Here is a 19,381-nt window from a genome sequence, read left to right on the forward strand (position 1 = left end):
CCCACCCCGAAGAGCCGGAAATTTCCACTTTAGAACGGCACTGATTTGGGGGTAGCCTCAGTCTATTTTTTCAGTTTTAGTTGTGCCAATTCGTAATATGGCGCGGCCCCCACGTGAGGTCACTATAATGAACATCCTGAGCGCGCAAGCACGCGCCTGCCGTCTACGAATCCCACCATGCAAAGCGTCATTTTGCCGTTCATTGCCGGCTTTCTCGCCGTACTGTTTTTTCATGAGGCAACGATCGCGTTGCTGCACGCGGCCGAATTGACCGACCAATTGCCGTTCTCGACCACGCCGTTCGCGCCCCTCGGCGTCCCTGAGTTCCTGCTCACCGCGCTGCTCGGCGCGCTATGGGGCATCGTACTGGCGTGGCTGCTGCGCGTAGGTCCGCAACGGCCTGCGCCGTGGCTCGGCTCATTCGTGTTCGGTGGCGTCGTGCTGACCGCAACGACGGTGTTCGTGCTCGATCCAATCCGCGGTATCTGGCCAAGCGGCAACATGCTGCCACGCCTCGCGTTTAGTTTCGTCGTCAACGCGATATGGGGATTCGGCACGCTGGTGTTCATGCGCGCGTTCATGACGGACAGTGACAAGCCGTCATAAACCGCCTGCGGCACACAAGCACGCGCAAGCAAGGCCGAAACGCCGTCGCCACCGCACAGCACGACGATGCGACGGGCCGCGACAGCGACACGGCGAATCGTCCGGAGCGGATCGTCCAGAGCCAGCGGGGCCAACGTGCGGCCCGCCGGTTCGCGCTGGTCAGCCCCGTGACACGTCACCAGGACGGAAATGACCGCTCTTGAGCAGTATCGGGTGTCCGTCGCAGCGCTTCAAATGCTCGCGCGCTGTGTCGAGGATACGCGCGCGGCCCCGGTCGAACGCGCGGATCCAACCGTCGCGATCGTTCGATACAACACCGAAGTGATCCTCCAGGGCTTCAACGGAGATGGCGCAGCGTACCCGTTCGCCATTGACAATGGCATCGAACTCCACGGTTAGGTTGTTGTCGCGGTACGCTCCGGCTTCAGCGGGAAAATCAATCTGCATGCCAGCCTCGGGAATCGGACGTGGATTCCTATTTTAGCGAGCCACGGCATGGCCAGCCAAGTCGGCCGATAGCGGGACGCCAATTCAGTCGTGCGGCAACGCTAATCCGCTGTAATCGTGCCCGAGCAGCGCACACAGCGCTTCCACCACGAGTTCGTGGTCCTGGCGTTGTGCAAGGCCCGACACGGTCACCGAACCGATCACGCCCGCGCCATGCACGGCCAATGGAAACGCGCCGCCGTGCGAGGCGTAATCGGCACACGACAGGCCATACTTGTCGGCCAGCGTGGCGCCAGACTGTGCAAGGCGCAGGCCCACCGCGTAAGAACTACGCCGGAAATGCTCCACCGTATTGCTCTTGCGGCGCACCCACCGCGCATTGTCCGGTGTCGCCCCCTGCAACGCGCAGTAAAACACCGGATGGCCGAAGGTGCGCACGTCGATCGCGACCGCATGCGCCCTCGCCTTGGCGAGCTCATGCAAGTATGCGCCGAGCTGCCATCCAAAATCCGTGTCAAAGCGTGGCGCGACGAGCGTCTTTTCCTGAAGGACAATGTGCTGCAGGTCTCGAGTGATGTCCATGGGCAATGAGTCCGGCCAGCCACGCCGCCGGTAAATAAGAAGTCGGCAAGGCCGGCCAAGATGAAGCCGATGAAGTCGCAGGCTCTCGCATAAGCCATCATTCTAGCGGCATGGCGGCGCTGCGCGGTGCATTCGCGAACCAGGCAGTCTGATGCTGCACTGACATTGCGCGCTGCACATCCTTGCACCGCAGAACGGACCTGTGTATAATTTAATTCTTCGACGGACGCGGGGTGGAGCAGTCTGGCAGCTCGTCGGGCTCATAACCCGAAGGTCGTAGGTTCAAATCCTACCCCCGCAACCAAATCATTTTTTCGAAAATCCCGGATTTCGCACGAAACCCGGGATTTTTGCTTTCTTCATCTTGGCGAGGACCAACTCGCCGATGCTGGATTCGGCAAGCCATTGCGCCAATCTGATGCCGCAAAAGCAGTTCGGGCGCGTTTGATCAAAAACCGTATCCGTTTCCGCAGTGACATAAGGTTTTCCAGCCATAGAACCATCCCCACTGCCTGTCGACGATCAGCAGGGCACGGCGGATGGAATACGATTGCATTGAGTTTTCCTGCCAAGCCGGCGATGAACGGAGAAGCGACAAGGCCCTGTCCATCGCTGATGGGACCTTGGAATGAATACCGCTATATCTCAGTCACGCGCGCCGATCTGATGACCCGCCATAGGCGGCCCCGTGGTCACGGTGGTGGTCATTGTCTTGAGCGTAACGAAGTTCATGCGACGCATCATCATGAGCCGCATTCAAAACATCGTTTACCCAGCAGCACCTATCTCTAGATATTTTTTCATCACCCAAGCCGCAGTCTAATCGATACGGCTCGGATCACAATCCGATGATGGGATGCTCGCGCCCATTCATGGTGCCAACGCCAGCCGTGCGACATTCGTCGCGCCTTTATTTGTGCCGCAGGCGAGCCGATCACGGGCGCGCTAGCGCGTCGGCGATGCAAAAACGCCAAATGTCGGCCACGCGCCCGATGTTAAACTGCGCACCATTGTCCCACCGACCCTCGATCGATGAAATTTTGTTCTGTCTGCGGCCACGTGGTGAGTCTGCGCGTGCCTCCCGGCGACAACCGCGAGCGCTTCGTGTGCGACAACTGCAATACAATTCACTATCAGAACCCACGTAACGTGGTCGGAACGGTCCCGGTCTGGGACAACAAGGTGCTACTGTGCCGCCGCGCGATCGAACCGCGCTATGGCTACTGGACATTGCCGGCTGGCTTCATGGAAATCGGCGAGACGACAGCGGAGGGGGCCGCACGCGAGACGCTGGAAGAAGCGGGCGCGCGCGTCGAGGTTCAAACACTGTTCACGCTGCTCAATGTGCCGCATGTGCACCAGGTTCACCTGTTCTACCTCGCGCGGTTGCTCGACATCGACGTGCAGGCCGGCGAGGAAAGCCTGGAGGTACGGCTATTCGATGAAGCGGATATCCCTTGGGATAAAATCGCGTTCCCGACCGTTGGGCAAACGCTGCGCTTTTACTTCGCCGATCGCGTCGCGGGCGGCTTCGGCCTACACACCGGCGACATCTTCCGCCCACTGCGCGACAGCTAGTCCCGCGCGCGGGTCACACGTCGCGCAGCGTCGCGGCGCAACGCCCGTGCCGACACGCCAATCTCACTATGGTCCCCTGGCTCAGCCCCGACGATCCGTTCCCGCCACTTGAGCGCGCGCTGGACGAAGCCAGCGGCGCACCCGGCCTACTCGCCGCGAGTGCCGAACTGGATCCGCGACAACTACTCGATGCGTACCAGCACGGCATCTTCCCATGGTACTCGAAGGGCCAGCCCGTGCTGTGGTGGAGTCCCGATCCGCGCATGATCCTGGTGCCCAGCGAATTCAAGGTGTCGATTTCGCTGCGCAAGAGCCTGAAAAAAGTCCTGCGCGAACCTTCTTGGGAGATCCGCGTGGACGCTGGCTTTGCCGATGTGATGCACGCGTGTGGAAACGCGAACCGGCATGGGCAGCATGGCACGTGGATCACGCCCGAAGTGATCGCCGCCTATGAGGCGTTGCACCGCGCCGGCTTGGCCCATAGCGTCGAAACCTGGGTCGAGGGCCAACGCGTCGGCGGTCTGTACGGCGTGAGCTTGGGTCGCATGTTCTACGGCGAGTCGATGTTCGCACACCGTACGGACGCGTCGAAGGTTGCCCTCGCCGCGCTCATTGCGCATTTGCGTGAGCACCGGGTTGACATGGTCGATTGCCAACAAAACACCGCTCACCTTGCCTCGCTGGGCGCGCGTGAAGTATCGCGTCGCACGTTTATCGCCCATATGCGCGCCGCGATACGGCACTCGCCAATCCCGTGGCAATTCGACAAGCACGTGCTGCATCGATACTGGAACAACAGTCGCAACTAACGCGCCCGGACCGCGCGACGGGTCCTGCCGCTGGAGTCGAAAGCCATTTGCAAGCTGCGCGCCCAACGCAACGCGGTGCGCGGGCCCACACTGTCCGATAAGCTTATTGAAATGGCGGCCTTATAAGGGACACCCTGCTGCTTGGCAAGAACTTGCGTACGGTGGAAACCTTCGACTATGCCGCTCGGGGGACCTGCGCCACAACCTGCCATCATTTCGTGATACCGTTGTTACAGCCTCGTGTGCTGGCTTGATTTGGCTGCCGCAAACATGCCATCAGCACCGAAGCGATCTGATGTCGCCACATATTGGGCAAACGATTGCTGTGTGAAGGGCTGACGTGACCTACCTTAACGAACTGCCGATATCGCCGCTGTCAGCGCTGCAATTCTATGCGACAGCGCCCTACCCCTGCAGCTACCTGGAGGGACGCATTGCGCGTTCACAGGTCGCCACACCAAGCCACCTGATCAACTCAGATGTCTACACCGAATTGGTCAAGGCAGGCTTCCGGCGCTCTGGGGTCTTCACTTACCGGCCCTATTGCGACGGCTGTCGCGCCTGCGTGCCGGTGCGTGTGCCCGTCGAGCGCTTCGATGCAAGCCGGACCCAGCGCAAGGTGTGGCGCCGTCATCATGAGTTGATCGCGTCGGTCTCGCCGCTGCAATATGATGAGGAACACTACGCATTGTATATACGCTACCAAGCCGCACGGCATGCCGGTGGTGGAATGGATTGTGACAGCCGCGATCAGTACGAGCAGTTCCTACTGCAAAGCCGCATTAACTCGCGGCTGGTCGAGTTCCGCGAGCCGTACGAGCCACGCGGCACGACGCGCTCACGTGCAGTGCGCGAAGCTGCGAGCCCCCGCAAGGGCAAACTGCGCATGGTCAGCATGATTGACATCCTCGGCGATGGCTTATCCTCGGTCTATGCGTTCTACGAACCTGATGTCGAGCGCTCGAGCTTCGGTACCTACAACATCCTGTGGCAGATCGAGCAGGCACGCAGTCTGAAGTTGCCGTACGTGTACTTGGGCTACTGGATTCGCGAAAGCAGCAAGATGGCGTACAAGGCGAATTTCAGGCCGCTCGAGGGACTGGTCGAAGGTCAATGGCGCGATCTGGAGTCTGCAGGAGCCGACACGCCGCCGCTCGATGCCGCCATCGAACGGCTTGCGCGCCCGGTAAAATAACGGGTTTTCGACTCAGGGCCGTCGGCCCAGCCCACTTCCGTGCTCAGTTCCCTTTATCCGCTCGCACGGGCGCACCTGTTCCGCATGGATGCGGAGGACGCCCATCACTTGACACTGCGCCTGCTGAGCGCGGCCGCCCGCGCCGGCCTCGCGCGTTGCCTCGCCCCGCACGCACCCGATGCGCCGCGCACCGTGATGGGCTTGACATTTCGTAACCCGGTGGGGCTTGCCGCTGGCCTGGACAAGGACGGCGCTTGCATCGACGGTTTGGCGGCGCTCGGCTTTGGCTTTATCGAGGTCGGCACGGTAACGCCGCGCCCACAACCGGGCAATCCACGCCCGCGCCTGTTCCGGCTGCCCCAGGCCGATGCGTTGATCAACCGGATGGGCTTCAACAACCATGGCGTGGACGCGTTCGTCGCCAATGTGCGAGCCGCACGCTATCGTGGCGTGTTGGGGCTAAACATTGGCAAGAATGCCGATACGCCAATCGAGCGCGCGCTTGACGACTACCTGTACTGCCTGGAGCGCGTCTATCCGTTCGCCAGCTATGTGGCGATCAATATCTCGTCGCCGAATACAAAGAACCTGCGCCAGTTGCAAGCCGCCGGCGAACTGGATGCGCTACTGGGCGCGCTCAAGGACAAACAACAGCGGCTGGCGGACCTGCACGGCAAGCAGGTGCCACTGGCGCTGAAAATCGCGCCAGATCTCGACGACGAGCAGATCAAGTCAATTGCGCACACGCTACTGCGGCACCGTATCGATGGCGTGATTGCGACCAATACCACACTGTCGCGCACCGCGGTGCAGGGCCTGCGCGATAGTGACGAAGCTGGCGGCCTATCCGGGCGACCGGTGTTCGACCCGTCCAACCGGGTAATCCAGCAATTGCACGCGCAATTAGGCGACGCGGTGCCGATTATCGGCGTAGGCGGAATTTTTAGTGGCGAGGACGCGAACGCAAAGCTTGCAGCCGGTGCCTCGTTGGTGCAGCTTTATACCGGCCTGATCTACCGCGGCCCAACGCTGGTGGCCGAATGCGTGCGTGCCACCGCTGGCCATCGCGATTCATGCGTAATATAGCCATCTGAAATTGATAGTTAAGTTTTAATGACGGTTTTATTATGATGACCGCCATCTGTCACTACCCGCCAAGAGGGGAAAACGATGAAACTTTCGCTGCTCAGGAAATGGCTCGCCGCGGCGCTGGTCGGCGGCGCACTCGGCACGGCCGCCGTGGCCGCACCAGCCGCCGACCTACTCGACCAGGTCAAAGAGCACGGCACGCTGCGCATCGGTCTCGAAGGGACTTATCCGCCATTCAACTTCCGCGACGCCCATGGCGAACTTGTCGGCTACGACGTGGACGTGGCCAAGGCGATCGCGCTGCGGCTCGGCGTGAAGCCCAAGTTCATCACCACTGAATGGAGCGGCATCATCGCCGGACTGCAGGCCGGCAAGTTCGACGTGATCGTGAACCAGGTCGGTATCACGCCCGTGCGACAGCAGACGTTCGACTTTTCTCAGCCCTATACGTACTCGGTCGCGCAACTGATCCAGCGCAAGGACGATTCGCGCCAGTTCAAATCACTCGACAACCTGAAAGGCAAGAAGCTTGGCGTGAGCTTAGGGTCGAACTACAACGACCTGGCCAAGTCGGTGCCTGGCATTGAGGTGAAGACCTACCCGGGTGCGCCCGAGTATCTGCGCGATCTGGCGGCGGGCCGCATCGACGCGGCGCTCAACGACCGGCTGATGCTCGCATACTTGATCAAGACCAACGCGCTACCATTGCGTCCGAGCAGCACGCTGGGCCAGCAGGAAAAGGTGGGTATCCCATTCAAGAAAGGCAACCCGAAGTTCGCCAAAGCCATCGACGACGCCATTGCTCAACTCAAGGCCGACGGGACGCTGCCGAAGATCTCCGACAAGTGGTTCGGCCTCGACGTGACCCGACCACTGAAGTAAGCTGCCACCTCGATGTCACCGTTGACGTTGTTGCTGCAGTCCGCCCCCGCGCTCGCCGCGGGTGCGTTGCTAACGATCAAGTTTGCGCTGCTATCGATGGCATTCGGGCTAGCCGGCGGCATGTCCATCGCGCTGATGAGCATCAGCGAGCGGCGTTGGCCGGTGAGCGCCGCACGCGCATACGTCAGCATCATGCGCGGCACGCCGCTGCTGGTGCAGATCTTCGTCGTCTACTACGGCCTGCCGAGCGTGGGCATCGAGTTGGATCCGACGCCGGCCGGCGTGCTGGCGTTGTCCGCGAACGTCTCCGCGTACCTGTCCGAGAGTATGCGCGGCGCAATCCTGGGCATCGCACGCGGCTAATGGCTCGCCGCGTACAGCCTAGGCCTGTCGCGCCAGCAGACGCTGCGCTACGTAGTCGGGCCCCAAGCGCTGCGTATCGCAGTGCCGAGCCTGTCCAATAGCCTAATCAGCCTGGTCAAGGACACCTCGCTGGTGTCGGTGATCACCGTGACCGAACTGCTGCACAGCGCGCAGGAAGTGATCGCGGCCACCTACCAGCCGCTGCCGCTTTATGTCGGCGCAGCAAGTGTGTACTGGGTACTGTGCCACCTGCTTGAGGGGCTCCAGCACCGGCTCGAACGCTACCTCGCACTGCCCACGCGGCACTGAGCGGCCATGCGCTCAGCCTGCTCCGCGCGGTATGCGGGCGGCGAGCGCACTTCACGCACTGTGTGCCCGGTGCGCATCATTGTGCGCCCCCGTACATAGATAACGCTGAGTGCTGCCGATAATGGCCCGAGTGGCCATGATGCGCAGGGCGCACACGGCGTCAACACCGCGTCAGCCGCAAGGCCGAAACCTAATCCGAGAGGACCCACGCTTGAAGGTAGCGATTGTTCACGACTGGCTGGTCGTCCATGGCGGCGCCGAACGGGTGCTCGCCCAGATGATCGACTGTTTCCCGCAAGCGGACATCTTCAGCCTGGTCGACTTCCTGGAAGACCGCTCGTGCCTGCGCGGCAAGCCGGTCCACACTTCGTTTATTCAGAAGCTGCCCATGGCCCGGCGCAAGTACCGCGGCTACCTACCGCTATTTCCACTGGCGATCGAGCAATTTGATCTGTCCGGCTACGACGTGATCCTGTCCAGCTCGTACGCCGTGGCCAAGGGCGTGCTGAACGGGCCCGACCAGCTACACGTGAGCTATGTGCATTCGCCAGTGCGCTACGCATGGGATTTGCAGCACCAGTACCTGAGCGAGGCGGGGCTCACGCGCGGCGTGAAATCCGTGCTCGCGCGCGCGCTGCTGCACTACATCCGCAACTGGGACGCGCGTTCAGCCAACGGCGTGGACCTAATCGCAGCAAACTCGCGTTTTGTCGCGCGGCGCATCCGCAAGGTCTATCGTCGCGAATCGACGGTCATTTATCCGCCAGTGGACGTTGAGCACCTGCAGTTGAATACTGCCAAAGAGGACTTCTATCTGACCGCGTCCAGAATGGTGCCCTATAAGCGCATTGACCTGATCGTGGACGCCTTTTCCCGGATGCCACAGCGCAAGCTGGTCGTCATCGGCGATGGCCCGGAGATGGCCAAGATCCGCGCGTTGGCAGGCCCGAACGTGACGCTGCTCGGCTATCAACCCTTCGACGTGTTGCATTCACACCTGCAGCGTGCCAAGGCCTTCGTGTTTGCCGCCGAGGAAGACTTTGGCATTTCACCAGTCGAAGCACAGGCATGTGGCACGCCCGTCATCGCCTACGGTAAGGGCGGCGCGCTCGAATCGGTGCGCGCCCATACCGACGCACAACCCACCGGCCTGTTCTTCGATGCGCAAACCACGCCCGCGTTGATCGATGCCATCGAGCGGTTCGAGGCGCTGCCCCACGGCACGTTCGAGCCGCTCGCGTGCCGCGCCAACGCGCAACGCTTTTCTGCGGATCGCTTCCGCGCCGCGTTTTCCAACTTGGTTATGGAAGGCTACCAGCGGCTGCAGGCTGAATTGGCGTCGCCAGTCAACGATCCAGCGCGCAACGACGTGCCGTCGTATGCGATCATGCCAGACCAGCCGGCTGTCGCCACCACGCTGGCGTGCGCGCCGTCCAGTCGCGTAAGCTGCTGCGCACCGCGCCCGATACGCATCCCCAGTTTGTGATCTTCAAAGGCACGGAGGACAGCTTCGCGCATTCCGAAGGATGCCTGACTGATACATCGCCATCTTGACTACGCCGCAATCCCGCTCGATATGGAGCACGTGGACACCACCGCGCTGCTCGATGTCGCGAAACGTGACGCGGCGACCATACAGCGAATGCCAATGATGATGGCACTCGACTTCCTGTCTGATATAGGCGCAATGAACGAGAACGTGCGAACGGCCTGATTGCATCTCGCCCACGTCGCTCGAGATCGCCACGCGTTGGACTTAATGTAACGATTTAATTTTTGTCGTTCATTTTGTAGATATTACAGCGCTATCCCAAAGCGCTTTGCGGCTACATCGTGCGTAACTGACGCAAACACCGTCCCTCAATTGTCTCGATGATCAAACGCGTCATTAACGACATCAGCCAAATTTGCTTCCCTGCTCTCAAGCGCAGCATTTAGAGCTATGTCAAACCGCCAATACGCTTAGGATTTAAGCACATGGCTTTTGCAATGTACTATTCTCTTACTAAGCTGAATTCAGCCATGTCGTTCATAAATGACATCGGCCTCGGGGCCACTCATAATGTTGGTGGCGTTTTTAAGCTATGAAAAAGGAGATTCTCATGGATCAGTCCCAAAGCATGAATTATCAAGCATTGGATTTGCCGCTGGATGACGAATCACTGATGGAACTGTGCGCTTCCGAGTCGACGCTAGGTGGCTCAGGGCAATATAGGGAGGCTGGTGTTGGCCGCTTCCTATAATCATTAGTTTGGTATAAAAGCTTACGCTAAGCAATACGCCGAGCACTGGCCTACATGGATGTATATGCGTGGCAGGCGTTGTGAGGGATTGCTTAGCGTCGCGACGCTGTGCTGGTCGCGCCATCAATACGCCGAACTCGTGTTTGGTCCCCTTCCGTTCCCGCTATAGCATCGCCTCCTCAGACGGCAGCGTCGGCGTAGCTGCCAGCACATGCGCGTGCTCGTAAGACGCAGGAGCGAGCCCGGCGCGCAGCGATGGACGAGCCTGCCGCTCATCGAGCACGTCGGCGAAAAGCTCCGTGAGGAACGCCTCGCACAATGCCGCGACGCGCTCGCGTGCTGCCGGATTCAGCACCTCATGATCCATGTTGGGTATCACGCGGGCATGCACACCGCCGATCCGTGCAAGCCGTTGGCCACCATGACCGAAATGAACCTCGAGTTCGTCCAGGCCACGGTCCAGCGGACTGAACAGCAATTGCACGCGAACCCCGCGCGCGGCCAACTCTTTCATCTGGCGACGCGCTCGCTGGCTGCTGCCCGGCGCATCTCGCATGTCTTGCGTCCAGGCGGCCGCGAGGCCCCGCGTGCGCGCCACCGCATAGCGGCACAGCGTGCCGATGACCGGCCGCAGGCTGACCTCGCCGCGCAACACCTGGGCCCACTTCTGCGCGCGCCACATCGAGCGGAAATGCGCGCGGGTCGATCCGGCACCCACCCGGCCGGCGTCATGCATCGTAAATCCATCGGGAAACGAAAAGCCGAGCAGGTTCACCAGCATCAAGCCCCGGATCGCCGCATTGTCGAGCGCGGCGCGCAAGCCCAGGTATGCACCGGAGCAAATACCGAACACCGCAATGCCCGGATGGCCGCGCGAGCGCGCCCAATCGACCGCATCGGACGTGTCGGCGGCCAGCGCGTCGAAACTCAACGAGCCCGGATCGATCTGCGTAGCCGCCGCCGCGCTGTCGCCCAGCCCGCTCGCATCAAGCCGCAGCGAAGCAAACCCCGCACGCGCGAATTGGCGCGCCAACTCGACGTTAAAGCGTCCGTCCCCGACATGGTGCGTGGCGGCCGTGTTGGGGATCACAATAAGCGGCGCACGGCCCAATCTGCCCGCCGGTTCGCAGAGGATGCCGAACAATCGGCCCTGATCCAACTTGACCGGCTGCTCCACCATCCAGTCAGTCTGAAGCGGCGCATCGTCACACATCGGCATCGGCGATGCGGGACGCGATGCGCCCGCCGAAGCGGCCTGAGACGTCACCTCTTCGTTCACCAGCCACTGTGTGACGGCATCGAGCGTAGCCTGCGGGACTTCGGCGAGCCAAGATGGCTGCATCGCGCCCGGGTATTCGGCGAACCAGCCAGCGTCCACACGTGCGCCCTGCGACCGGTACACATCGGCGAGCGCATGGCTCGGATCGTGCGGGTCGACATGCATGATCAGCACTGACGCCGCGGGCGGTGCCTGGACGCGGCGCAAGTCGTGCTTCGCCACCTGCTCCATCGCGGCCAGCTCGAACCGATGCCCGAGCACATCGAATGCGCCAGCCGGTGGTGCGTCGGTGCGCACGTGCGAGCCCGTCTTCTCCCGCCATGTCTGCTGCAACACCTTGAGTTCGCGAACGAACTGCCGGCCCGAGACGACGGGCGCCATTAATACGACGCGCTGCGCGCCGACCTGGGGCGCGGCCTGTGCGGCCACCATCGCGCCGTAGCGCGCCCCGACCAGCGCAATGCGTTGCACCCCCGTCACACGACGCAAATGTTCGACGGCGCTCACCACTTCGCCCGTCCATCGGGTCGGCTCGACCAGCGTGTCACGATCCAGCGAATCGCCGGTGCCTGCATAGTCAAAGCGCAACACCGGAATGCGCCGCGACGCCAACCGCTCGGCCAGTTGCCGCATCGTCTGGTGCAACCATAATGCTTCATGCCCGAGCGGGCTGCACAGCACCACGCCCCAACCCACGTCGCCCGGATCGCCAGCCTGCGCACCATGAAGCCAGCCGAAATGCCCATCAAACGAGACAGGCCGCATCGTCGCGTTCATTCTCTAACCCTCTTTGTTCTTCCACCCGGCGCCTGCGTGCCATGCGCACGGGCCATCCGGCCGTCCCCCCTCCATGACAACGCGTCCACGGCACGGATGCGCCGGTTAGTAGGCGGCATCCGCACGGGTGGGGTCGGTACGCTGACACACCCAATCGAACCATGCTCGTCGCCGTGCGTGTGCCGCCTTCGCGCTGCCCCCCGCGCCGAAGACGGGTATCGGGTTTAATCACGGGCTTTCTCCCGACGAAATAGGGGAAAATCCGGCCATTTTGTTTGTCTGTCACCCCTGGGACGTTCTTCTAGATTGGCGCATACTAGACGTAAGGGGACTCCTTAATTTTCGCGCAGTGCTGCCGATAGGCAACGATGATGGCCAACAGTGCAGCGGTGCGCATCTTGCCGGACTTCGCGCTGTCGGGCTTGGGGGACGCGCCGGACGAGGCGGTGCGCTTGAAGGGATAAAATCATGAATAACATGCTGCATATTGTAATCATCGTGCTCGCGATCCAAGCCGTCGCGCTATTTGTTGCCATGGCATTCGGACGCGCGGCCAAGAGCGGAGATCGTTTCGAAAGACTGAACGAATTCGACGACGCGCGCGCCACCAAGACAACGCTACTCGCGCGTCGCGAAGCCTCCCGGGTGGCACAGCCGGCGCAGGTACAACAACCGAGCCATTGAGCGCTCCAGGACGGCGCGCGTAACACGACGGGCGAACCGCTTTGCGCGTCTCACCCGCCACTGTGCAGCCCCGCTCGGGCCGTATTCCGCCGCTCGCACGCTTCTTCGCGCGGCTACTGGCCGCATGGCGACTTCCATAGGGTCTGCCGCACCCGCTGCGGCCAGGCGGCGATATCGAAACCATGCAACTTGAATAGCGACAGCGCAATCCGTTCAAGCCCAAAGCCGCAGCACCCAGTGTGCACGATTTCACCGGTTTCGCTACGGATGTCCCATGTCTTGCCGAAGTTGTCCATATGGTAGTTGAAGCTGCCACACGCGGTCGGCTTATGCGGATTCAGCACGGTCACCGCCGCCTCGAACTTAAGCTGCAGCGCACGTTGGCTGTTTGCCACGACGCGCCCGCCCCGGCCGAAAAACGGATCGTTGGCCAGCTCCAGTGACATTGGCAACTCCAGCGCATGAAACATCCAGCGCGCATGGTCCATCCAGTTTTGCCGGAAGGCGAGCACTTGCTCGGGCGTGCCCATCCTGACGAACTCGCGCTGCCGAAACAGCTGCATCCGCTCCGGCTCCAGTGACGGCTCCTGACGGAAAACATACGAAAAAATATCGATCAGATGGCCTTGCGCCGGCACCGGACCGCGCTTGGCTATCACCGAGTAGACGGGATAGCAGGCTACTGGCGTCATCATGATGCGTGTGGGCTTTTGCTCGGCGGTCCAGTCCTCGCCTTTATCCAGGCAGGCGAGCAAGCGGGGATGGCTGAAATCATTGCCGCAGAAGCTGAAGACCGTGCCAGCCAACTGCGGAAAGTTCTTCAAGTAACCGCTTTGCTCGAGCAACGTGCGGCTCATCGCCGGCGGAAACCGCATCACGTCAGCACCGCGCTCCACTCCCCATGCACCGATCAAGTCGCTGATGCGCTCGACGACGTCCTCGAACACGGCGCCACGGCCATACAGCCCATCGACGTCGCTCGGAATCAGCAAGCCGCGCTCGAATAACTGCTCCAGAAAACTAGCGGCGCCTGCTGCATCGTTCAGCTCGCGAGTGGTCGCCGCGCGATCGCGCTCGTTCGGCACAGCTCCGGGACCGGACTGTTTCGATTCCAGATTGGCACTACCCATGTTCGGCTCCTTTGGCGGGGATTCGTGTCGCATGATCGATGCTGCGCTTTGTGGGCTCCGGGCGGATGGAAACGGCGCGGCAGACGCTGTCCGGGAACGCCGCCGTGCGGCACCGCAAGCGCACGTTGTACGCGAAAACCCGCACGGCCATCGGTTCGCTGCCGAACAGTGGACCAGTGCACGTTGAGCGTGCACTGCACAACGCCGGCGGCGCAACCTCACCTCTTCGCCAGGATCCATGTCGAATAGTGCGCTTGCGAACAGAGCTTGCCCGCACTCGCCAGTACCTTCGTTCCATAGGGTGCGGCCGCTTTTGGCATTGCAACATTGCGGTGCCGGCGGCGCACGGTGCTATCCGGCCACGCCTGGCGTTTTCTGCGCTGGCCGAACGAGGAACACATCATGGACTGGAAATGCTGCGAATTCGGGCAACTGAGTTCGGACGAGCTATATCTGATCCTGCGCGCGCGCAATGCCGTATTGGTTGTCGAGAACGCCCACGTGCACCTGGACATCGACGGCAAGGACAAGCAAGCGTTGCACGTTTTCGCGATCGATACGCGTGCGCAGCAGCGATCGGTGGAAGGCTACGCGCGCCTGCTGCCGGGCGATGACATCGACCCGGAAACAATCATTGACAAATTCTTGACGAGCGCCGCGCGGCGCGACGACGACACCGCCGAGCAATTGCTCAGGCGGGCACTGAGCCATGCGCGCGAGCGTTGGCCAGGCGCGCCGGTGCGGATCCACTCGCCGATCTACCGCGAAGCGTTTTATAGCCGGTTTGGTTTCCGCAAGGTCGACGGACCGTTCCTCGAACACGGAATGCCGTACATCGGCATGATCCACTCGATGCGCGACACGACGCTACCCAGCCGCGGCCTGCTGCGCGGCGTGCGCGGCCTCGTCGAGCCGGTGGCCGGCGCGCTGGGCAGCGTCACCCAGCCGGCCCGCGCAGTGCGTGCCGACGCACGCACCGAATCAGACGCTTACGCCTTCTCATCTCGCCTTCCCGCAGATTCCGGAGTAAATCGATGACCGGCACCGAGCCTACATTCACGTCTTCCGTCCCCGCCGACGCGCCGCCGCACCTGCTGCCGGTGATCCTGGCCGGCGGTTCAGGCACGCGGCTGTGGCCGCTTTCTCGCGAGCACCACCCCAAGCAATTGATTGGCCTGATCGCCGATGAATCGTTGCTGACAGCAACTGCCCGTCGCTTGGACGGCATCAGCAGCGCGACGCTAGACAACGAACTGCTGCTCGTGTGCGGCGAGCACCACCGCTTCATGAGCGCCGCGCAGGCGCGCGCCAGTGGCAAGTCCGCCCGCATCCTGCTGGAGCCGGTAGCACGCAACACCGCACCGGCGCTCACGCTTGCCGCGCTAGACGCGCAGGCGCGTCACGGCGACCCGGTGCTAGTGGTGATGCCCGCCGACCATGCGGTCACTGATCCAAAGGCGTTTCAGGACGCCATCGCGCTGGCCGCCCGCTACGCGCAAGCCGGCGCCATCGCCACGCTCGGCGTGCTGCCCCGGCACGCGGAGACCGGCTATGGATACATCCGAATCGGCGCGCCGGTGCAGCATGCCAATGGCACACTGGGCGGCCACGCAATCGAGCGCTTCGTCGAGAAACCGCACCAAGAGCTGGCCCGCCAATACCTGCAGTCTGGCGAATATTGGTGGAACAGCGGCATCTTCGTGGTACGCGCGTCGACCTGGCTTGCGGCAATCGCCGCGTTGAACCCGCTCATGCATGCCGCCTGCGAGGCAGCTTGGCGAAGCGGCGCGGAGGAAACCGGTGGCTTTTTCAAGGCGGACGCGACGGCCTTCGACGCATGCCCGTCCGATTCGATCGACTACGCCGTGATGGAACGGCTCGCCGATCCAGCGGGTCCGGGCATCCAAGGCGTCGTTGTGCCCCTGGCGGCCGGCTGGTCCGACGTTGGCTCATGGGACGCCATCTGGGAAATCATGCCCAAGGACGCAGCCGGCAACGTCTCGCGTGGCCGCGTCATCTTCGAGGGCACGGAGGACAGCTTCGCACATTCCGAAGGACGCCTGATCGCTTGCGTTGGCTTGAAGGACGTCGTGGTGATCGAGACCGCCGATGCAGTGCTGGTCGCCAACAAGCACGATGTGCAGCAAGTCAAGGCCGTGGTGGCGCGGCTCAAGTCCGAGCAATACGTCGAAGCCGAAGATCATCGCAAGGTGCATCGCCCCTGGGGCTATTACGATTCCATTGACCACGGCGAGCGTTTCCAGGTCAAGCGCATCGTTGTCGAGCCGGGCAAGCAACTGTCGCTGCAGATGCACTACCACCGCGCGGAGCACTGGACCGTGGTGCGCGGCACCGCGCGCGTGACTTGCGGCGACAGAATGTTCCTGCTCAGCGAGAACGAGTCGACATTTATCCCGCTGGGCACGGTGCACCGGCTTGAGAATCCGGGCAAGACGCCGCTGGAGATCATCGAGGTGCAGTCGGGACATTATCTGGGCGAGGACGATATTGTGCGGCTGGATGACCAGTACGGCCGGGCCTCTCGGCCGGCGGCGGGTACACCTGGCGCATCTGGTGTACCTGGCACATCCGGCGCGTCCGGTACCACGCCCGTCGCAACCGCTCATGCGATGGAAGCCGCCGATGCCGTGGGAGTCGCCGATGCCGCGCAAGCCGCTCCGGCCACGGTCGCCTCCCGCGCTGGGGAAGCGCCGAGCGCCATGGCCGCGCCGCGCGGCGGCGTGGGCGCATGGCGAGCCGGCCGTTGACCGTGCGCGCCACAGGGCCCACCCTCGCCAAGCGCGAGATGATGGTGCTGGTCATCAACGATTTCGTGCGCAAAGGCGGGGCGGAGGAAGTGTACCGGACCTCGGTGGACGTACTGCGGGCGTTGCCCGGCGTGGACGCCGAAGGCTTCGACGAACGATCGGTGGCCGCCGCGCATGGCATGGCACGGCGCGCGTGGAATCCGGCCGCGGCGCGCGCGCTGGCCGCCACGATCGAACGTGTTCAGCCCCAACGCGTGTTGGTGCACAACTATCACAGCCTACTGTCGCCATCGATTTTGCCGGTCATACAACGATACAAACGCAAGCTCGGCTACCGCACCTTCCTGACCTGCCATGACTATCACATGGTGTTCTACAATCCGAACCTGCTGACCTATCCGAAGCCGGGCGTGTCCAAGCCTCTACCACTGGAGGCGCTGGGCGACAGCCGGCGGCTGCTCGCCCGCGCCAGTGCACGGGGCATGCTGCACGATGCGGTGAAAAAACTGCATTGGCACGCGGTCAATACGGTGCTAAACCCGTGCGCCGTCTTCGACCAATTCCTGTGCCCGAGCCCGTACATGCGCGATGCGCTGGCACGGCGCGGCATGATGCGTTCAGCGATCCTGCCCAATCCAGTCAATACCCGCATCGCCCAGGCACCGCCCCGCATCGTCGACAAGGACCGCTTTGACCTGGCATTCGTCGGACGCATCGAGCCCGAAAAAGGACTGGATCCGTTTCTCGAACTCGCCAGCCACACGCAATGGCATCGGCTCGGCAGCGTGACCCTCTACGGCGACGGCTCGCAACGCGATACCCTGCACGCGAAGTACACGACGCTGGTCAACTGCGGCCGATTGCGCTTCGCGGGTCGGCTCGACCACGCGCAGTTGTTTGAGGCGCTGCGCGCGCACGATGCGGTCCTGCTACCGTCGATCTGGGCTGAAAACGCACCATTGGTGATCGTCGAGGCAGCGATGATCGGTCTACCGGTGCTCGTGCACGATCTGGGTAGCTTAGCTAGTTTTGGCGATGAGATCGGCAACAAGATCAAGTACCAACACACGCCTGACAGCCTGGTCGCCGCGCTTGATGCACTAGGCATGCATTTGCGCGACACGCGGCGCCGTTACGATTGGTCCCAGTACACGCGCGAGCACTATGCGGCACGGTTGAGCGCCCTGCTCGATTTGCATGCCGGAACCGATACCGTAGGTAAATAGACATGATCGATCAGCGCGACATCCACGCGAAGCTGCCGTGCACAGCCTGCGCCGGTTCATTTTTTCCAGTCCGGAGCCGGACATGTCGTCCGTAAAGAAGAACTTCCTGTTGTTGATGACGCTGCAGTTGTCGACCTACGTCGTACCGCTACTTACGCTGCCGCTGCTCACCCGCGTACTTGGCCCCGAGGGATACGGCCGGCTGGCGTTCGCGTTGGCTGTCATCACCTACTTCATCAATTTCACCAATTACAGCTTCGACCTCACCGCCACGCCACGCATCGCGCTCGCACGCGAAAACCGCGCCGAGCGCTCGCGCGTGTTTTGGGCGACCTTTCTCGCGCAGGTCGCGATTACCATGGCCGGATTCGTCATCCTGCTCGCGTTGACCTTCATTGTCGAGCGCTTCGCTCTTGACCGCACGCTGCTGATCATCGGCTTCGGCATGACTGTCGGCGCCGCGCTCACGCCGAGTTGGTACTTTCAAGGCGTGGAGAACCTGCGCACGATGAGCCTGCTGCTGTTCGCCAGCCGCGCGCTCAGCGTCCCCGCGATGTTCCTACTTGTGCGCGAGCGCTCCGACGTCACGCTCGCGATGGTCGTCAATGCCGCCGTGCCGCTTGGCTCCGGCATCGCGATCTTCGTCTATATGTTCATCCGACGCGAGGTTGAATTCGTTCGGGTGAGCATCACGGACATCGTCGATGCGCTGGCCGGCGGTTGGCAAGTCTTTCTTGCGTCGACGTCGGTCGCGTTCTATGCATCGACCAATACCGTGTTGCTTGGTTTCGTCTCAGGCAACGTCGCCGCCGGCTATTTCGCCGCGGGCGACAAGCTGATTCGCGCCGCGATCAGCATGTTGCAGCCGATGAAAGCCGCTGCATACCCGCACATTAGCTACCTAATGCACCATGCGCGTGAGGATGCGATGACCTTCCTGCGCAAGTTGTTCATGGTCCAAGGTGCGATGGTGTTGACGATCTCACTCTGCATCTTCTTCGGCGCGCCGCTCGCCGTGCGCATTCTGTACGGCGCGACCTACGAGCCGACGATCGGCGTGCTGCGCTGGATGGCATTCATTCCATTTATGGCGGGGATGACGGACCTGTTCGGCGTGCAAACGATGCTGCCTCTGGGTATGAAGACCGCGTTCAGCCGCGTGCTGATTTCCTCCGGTTTCCTCAACGTCGCCTTGCTACCGTTGCTTGCGAAGTGGTTCGCTGAACAAGGCGCGGCGGCCGCGGTACTGGTCGCCGAGAGCGCGGTGGCCACCGCGCTGGCCTACGTTCTCTATGTCCAAGGCGTGTCGCTAATTGGACGGGCGGCGCCACGGCAATAGCGATTCCGGAAAGATGCGCTATTGTTTTCAAATGTTCAGGAAAATTTTTTCGGCGTACTGCTTGAATTTTAATGG

Annotated in this window: 19 protein-coding genes, 1 tRNA gene and 1 pseudogene; 16 read left to right on the forward strand and 5 right to left on the reverse strand. The window is 62.0% G+C overall.

The features are described 5' to 3' along the window. The first annotated feature begins 177 nt into the window (after positions 1–177). Positions 178–606, forward strand: coding sequence for a hypothetical protein (locus KPG66_RS07975; protein ID WP_237070567.1), 429 nt, complete (start codon positions 178–180; stop codon positions 604–606). A gap of 159 nt (positions 607–765) precedes the next feature. On the opposite strand, the gene KPG66_RS07980 is transcribed toward KPG66_RS07975, so the two are convergent. Continuing rightward, entirely contained in the window at positions 766–1,053 is a 288-nt protein-coding gene (locus KPG66_RS07980) for a DUF1488 domain-containing protein (protein ID WP_237070568.1), read from the reverse strand. A gap of 84 nt (positions 1,054–1,137) precedes the next feature. Further along, positions 1,138–1,635 carry a heme-degrading domain-containing protein gene (locus KPG66_RS07985; RefSeq protein ID WP_041753632.1) on the reverse strand — a complete coding sequence of 166 codons (498 nt, stop codon included), beginning with the start codon at positions 1,633–1,635 and terminating at the stop codon, positions 1,138–1,140. A 227-nt stretch (positions 1,636–1,862) separates the two neighbouring features. On the opposite strand from KPG66_RS07985, the gene KPG66_RS07990 reads away from it, so the two are divergent. Further along, positions 1,863–1,939, forward strand: a tRNA-Met gene (locus tag KPG66_RS07990). 2 nt (positions 1,940–1,941) lie between these two features. Here KPG66_RS07990 and KPG66_RS17720 read toward each other — a convergent pair. Further along, positions 1,942–2,130 (reverse strand): hypothetical protein, encoded by a 189-nt coding sequence (locus KPG66_RS17720; RefSeq protein ID WP_336886352.1) that lies wholly within the window; start codon positions 2,128–2,130, stop codon positions 1,942–1,944. 537 nt (positions 2,131–2,667) lie between these two features. Here KPG66_RS17720 and KPG66_RS08000 point away from each other — a divergent pair. From KPG66_RS08000 to KPG66_RS08035, 9 genes and pseudogenes are all read left to right on the forward strand, one after another. Continuing rightward, complete coding sequence (locus KPG66_RS08000) at positions 2,668–3,213, forward strand: NUDIX hydrolase (protein ID WP_013435583.1); 546 nt, start codon at positions 2,668–2,670, stop codon at positions 3,211–3,213. 68 nt (positions 3,214–3,281) lie between these two features. Beyond that, entirely contained in the window at positions 3,282–4,022 is a 741-nt protein-coding gene (gene aat, locus KPG66_RS08005) for a leucyl/phenylalanyl-tRNA--protein transferase (protein ID WP_237070569.1), read from the forward strand. Positions 4,023–4,362: 340 nt separating this feature from the next. Continuing rightward, positions 4,363–5,217 carry an arginyltransferase gene (locus tag KPG66_RS08010; protein WP_237070570.1) on the forward strand — a complete coding sequence of 285 codons (855 nt, stop codon included), beginning with the start codon at positions 4,363–4,365 and terminating at the stop codon, positions 5,215–5,217. A gap of 39 nt (positions 5,218–5,256) precedes the next feature. Beyond that, entirely contained in the window at positions 5,257–6,303 is a 1,047-nt protein-coding gene (locus KPG66_RS08015) for a quinone-dependent dihydroorotate dehydrogenase (protein WP_237070571.1), read from the forward strand. 84 nt (positions 6,304–6,387) lie between these two features. After that, complete coding sequence (locus KPG66_RS08020) at positions 6,388–7,188, forward strand: cystine ABC transporter substrate-binding protein (RefSeq protein ID WP_237070572.1); 801 nt, start codon at positions 6,388–6,390, stop codon at positions 7,186–7,188. Positions 7,189–7,200: 12 nt separating this feature from the next. Continuing rightward, positions 7,201–7,860, forward strand: a pseudogene (locus tag KPG66_RS08025) (amino acid ABC transporter permease). Positions 7,861–8,071: 211 nt separating this feature from the next. Then, positions 8,072–9,346, forward strand: a complete 1,275-nt coding sequence (locus KPG66_RS08030; RefSeq protein ID WP_083813453.1) for a glycosyltransferase family 4 protein — start codon at positions 8,072–8,074, stop codon at positions 9,344–9,346. A 99-nt stretch (positions 9,347–9,445) separates the two neighbouring features. Next, positions 9,446–9,574: a hypothetical protein gene (locus KPG66_RS17560; protein ID WP_272907051.1), complete on the forward strand. Its 129-nt coding sequence runs from the start codon at positions 9,446–9,448 to the stop codon at positions 9,572–9,574. A 388-nt stretch (positions 9,575–9,962) separates the two neighbouring features. After that, positions 9,963–10,103, forward strand: a complete 141-nt coding sequence (locus KPG66_RS08035) for a burhizin family lasso peptide (protein WP_157864392.1) — start codon at positions 9,963–9,965, stop codon at positions 10,101–10,103. A 163-nt stretch (positions 10,104–10,266) separates the two neighbouring features. Here KPG66_RS08035 and KPG66_RS08040 read toward each other — a convergent pair whose 3' ends face one another. Further along, positions 10,267–12,159 (reverse strand): serine aminopeptidase domain-containing protein, encoded by a 1,893-nt coding sequence (locus KPG66_RS08040; RefSeq protein ID WP_237070573.1) that lies wholly within the window; start codon positions 12,157–12,159, stop codon positions 10,267–10,269. A gap of 468 nt (positions 12,160–12,627) precedes the next feature. Here KPG66_RS08040 and KPG66_RS08045 point away from each other — a divergent pair, with 468 nt between their 5' ends. Further along, positions 12,628–12,843: a hypothetical protein gene (locus KPG66_RS08045; RefSeq protein WP_013435594.1), complete on the forward strand. Its 216-nt coding sequence runs from the start codon at positions 12,628–12,630 to the stop codon at positions 12,841–12,843. A gap of 113 nt (positions 12,844–12,956) precedes the next feature. Here KPG66_RS08045 and KPG66_RS08050 read toward each other — a convergent pair whose 3' ends face one another. Further along, entirely contained in the window at positions 12,957–13,973 is a 1,017-nt protein-coding gene (locus KPG66_RS08050) for an amino acid--[acyl-carrier-protein] ligase (protein ID WP_083813454.1), read from the reverse strand. Between the two features lie 402 nt (positions 13,974–14,375). Between KPG66_RS08050 and KPG66_RS08055 the strand changes: the two genes are divergently transcribed. From KPG66_RS08055 to KPG66_RS08070, 4 genes are all read left to right on the forward strand, one after another. Then, positions 14,376–15,011: a GNAT family N-acetyltransferase gene (locus KPG66_RS08055; protein ID WP_041754319.1), complete on the forward strand. Its 636-nt coding sequence runs from the start codon at positions 14,376–14,378 to the stop codon at positions 15,009–15,011. Continuing rightward, on the forward strand, positions 15,008–16,741 hold the full coding sequence (locus KPG66_RS08060) for a mannose-1-phosphate guanylyltransferase/mannose-6-phosphate isomerase (protein ID WP_013435597.1): 1,734 nt from the start codon (positions 15,008–15,010) through the stop codon (positions 16,739–16,741). Before KPG66_RS08055 ends, KPG66_RS08060 begins: the two co-directional genes overlap by 4 nt. A gap of 38 nt (positions 16,742–16,779) precedes the next feature. Next, complete coding sequence (locus KPG66_RS08065) at positions 16,780–17,967, forward strand: glycosyltransferase family 4 protein (protein ID WP_041754322.1); 1,188 nt, start codon at positions 16,780–16,782, stop codon at positions 17,965–17,967. An 82-nt stretch (positions 17,968–18,049) separates the two neighbouring features. Next, positions 18,050–19,306, forward strand: coding sequence for an oligosaccharide flippase family protein (locus tag KPG66_RS08070; RefSeq protein ID WP_237070574.1), 1,257 nt, complete (start codon positions 18,050–18,052; stop codon positions 19,304–19,306). Positions 19,307–19,381: the final 75 nt, after the last annotated feature.

Source organism: Mycetohabitans sp. B2 (assembly GCF_021733735.1).
Taxonomy (GTDB): Bacteria; Pseudomonadota; Gammaproteobacteria; order Burkholderiales; family Burkholderiaceae; genus Mycetohabitans; species Mycetohabitans rhizoxinica.

What these genes read in the sequence shown, in the direction of transcription:
- KPG66_RS07975 (WP_237070567.1), top strand. Translation starts at nt 178, where the DNA reads ATGCAAAGCGTCATTTTGCCGTTCATTGCCGGCTTTCTCGCCGTACTG.
- KPG66_RS07980 (WP_237070568.1), bottom strand. Translation starts at nt 1,053, where the DNA reads ATGCAGATTGATTTTCCCGCTGAAGCCGGAGCGTACCGCGACAACAAC.
- KPG66_RS07985 (WP_041753632.1), bottom strand. Translation starts at nt 1,635, where the DNA reads ATGGACATCACTCGAGACCTGCAGCACATTGTCCTTCAGGAAAAGACG.
- KPG66_RS17720 (WP_336886352.1), bottom strand. Translation starts at nt 2,130, where the DNA reads ATGGCTGGAAAACCTTATGTCACTGCGGAAACGGATACGGTTTTTGAT.
- KPG66_RS08000 (WP_013435583.1), top strand. Translation starts at nt 2,668, where the DNA reads ATGAAATTTTGTTCTGTCTGCGGCCACGTGGTGAGTCTGCGCGTGCCT.
- aat (WP_237070569.1), top strand. Translation starts at nt 3,282, where the DNA reads ATGGTCCCCTGGCTCAGCCCCGACGATCCGTTCCCGCCACTTGAGCGC.
- KPG66_RS08020 (WP_237070572.1), top strand. Translation starts at nt 6,388, where the DNA reads ATGAAACTTTCGCTGCTCAGGAAATGGCTCGCCGCGGCGCTGGTCGGC.
- KPG66_RS08035 (WP_157864392.1), top strand. Translation starts at nt 9,963, where the DNA reads ATGGATCAGTCCCAAAGCATGAATTATCAAGCATTGGATTTGCCGCTG.
- KPG66_RS08040 (WP_237070573.1), bottom strand. Translation starts at nt 12,159, where the DNA reads ATGAACGCGACGATGCGGCCTGTCTCGTTTGATGGGCATTTCGGCTGG.
- KPG66_RS08045 (WP_013435594.1), top strand. Translation starts at nt 12,628, where the DNA reads ATGAATAACATGCTGCATATTGTAATCATCGTGCTCGCGATCCAAGCC.
- KPG66_RS08050 (WP_083813454.1), bottom strand. Translation starts at nt 13,973, where the DNA reads ATGGGTAGTGCCAATCTGGAATCGAAACAGTCCGGTCCCGGAGCTGTG.
- KPG66_RS08055 (WP_041754319.1), top strand. Translation starts at nt 14,376, where the DNA reads ATGGACTGGAAATGCTGCGAATTCGGGCAACTGAGTTCGGACGAGCTA.
- KPG66_RS08060 (WP_013435597.1), top strand. Translation starts at nt 15,008, where the DNA reads ATGACCGGCACCGAGCCTACATTCACGTCTTCCGTCCCCGCCGACGCG.
- KPG66_RS08065 (WP_041754322.1), top strand. Translation starts at nt 16,780, where the DNA reads ATGATGGTGCTGGTCATCAACGATTTCGTGCGCAAAGGCGGGGCGGAG.
- KPG66_RS08070 (WP_237070574.1), top strand. Translation starts at nt 18,050, where the DNA reads ATGTCGTCCGTAAAGAAGAACTTCCTGTTGTTGATGACGCTGCAGTTG.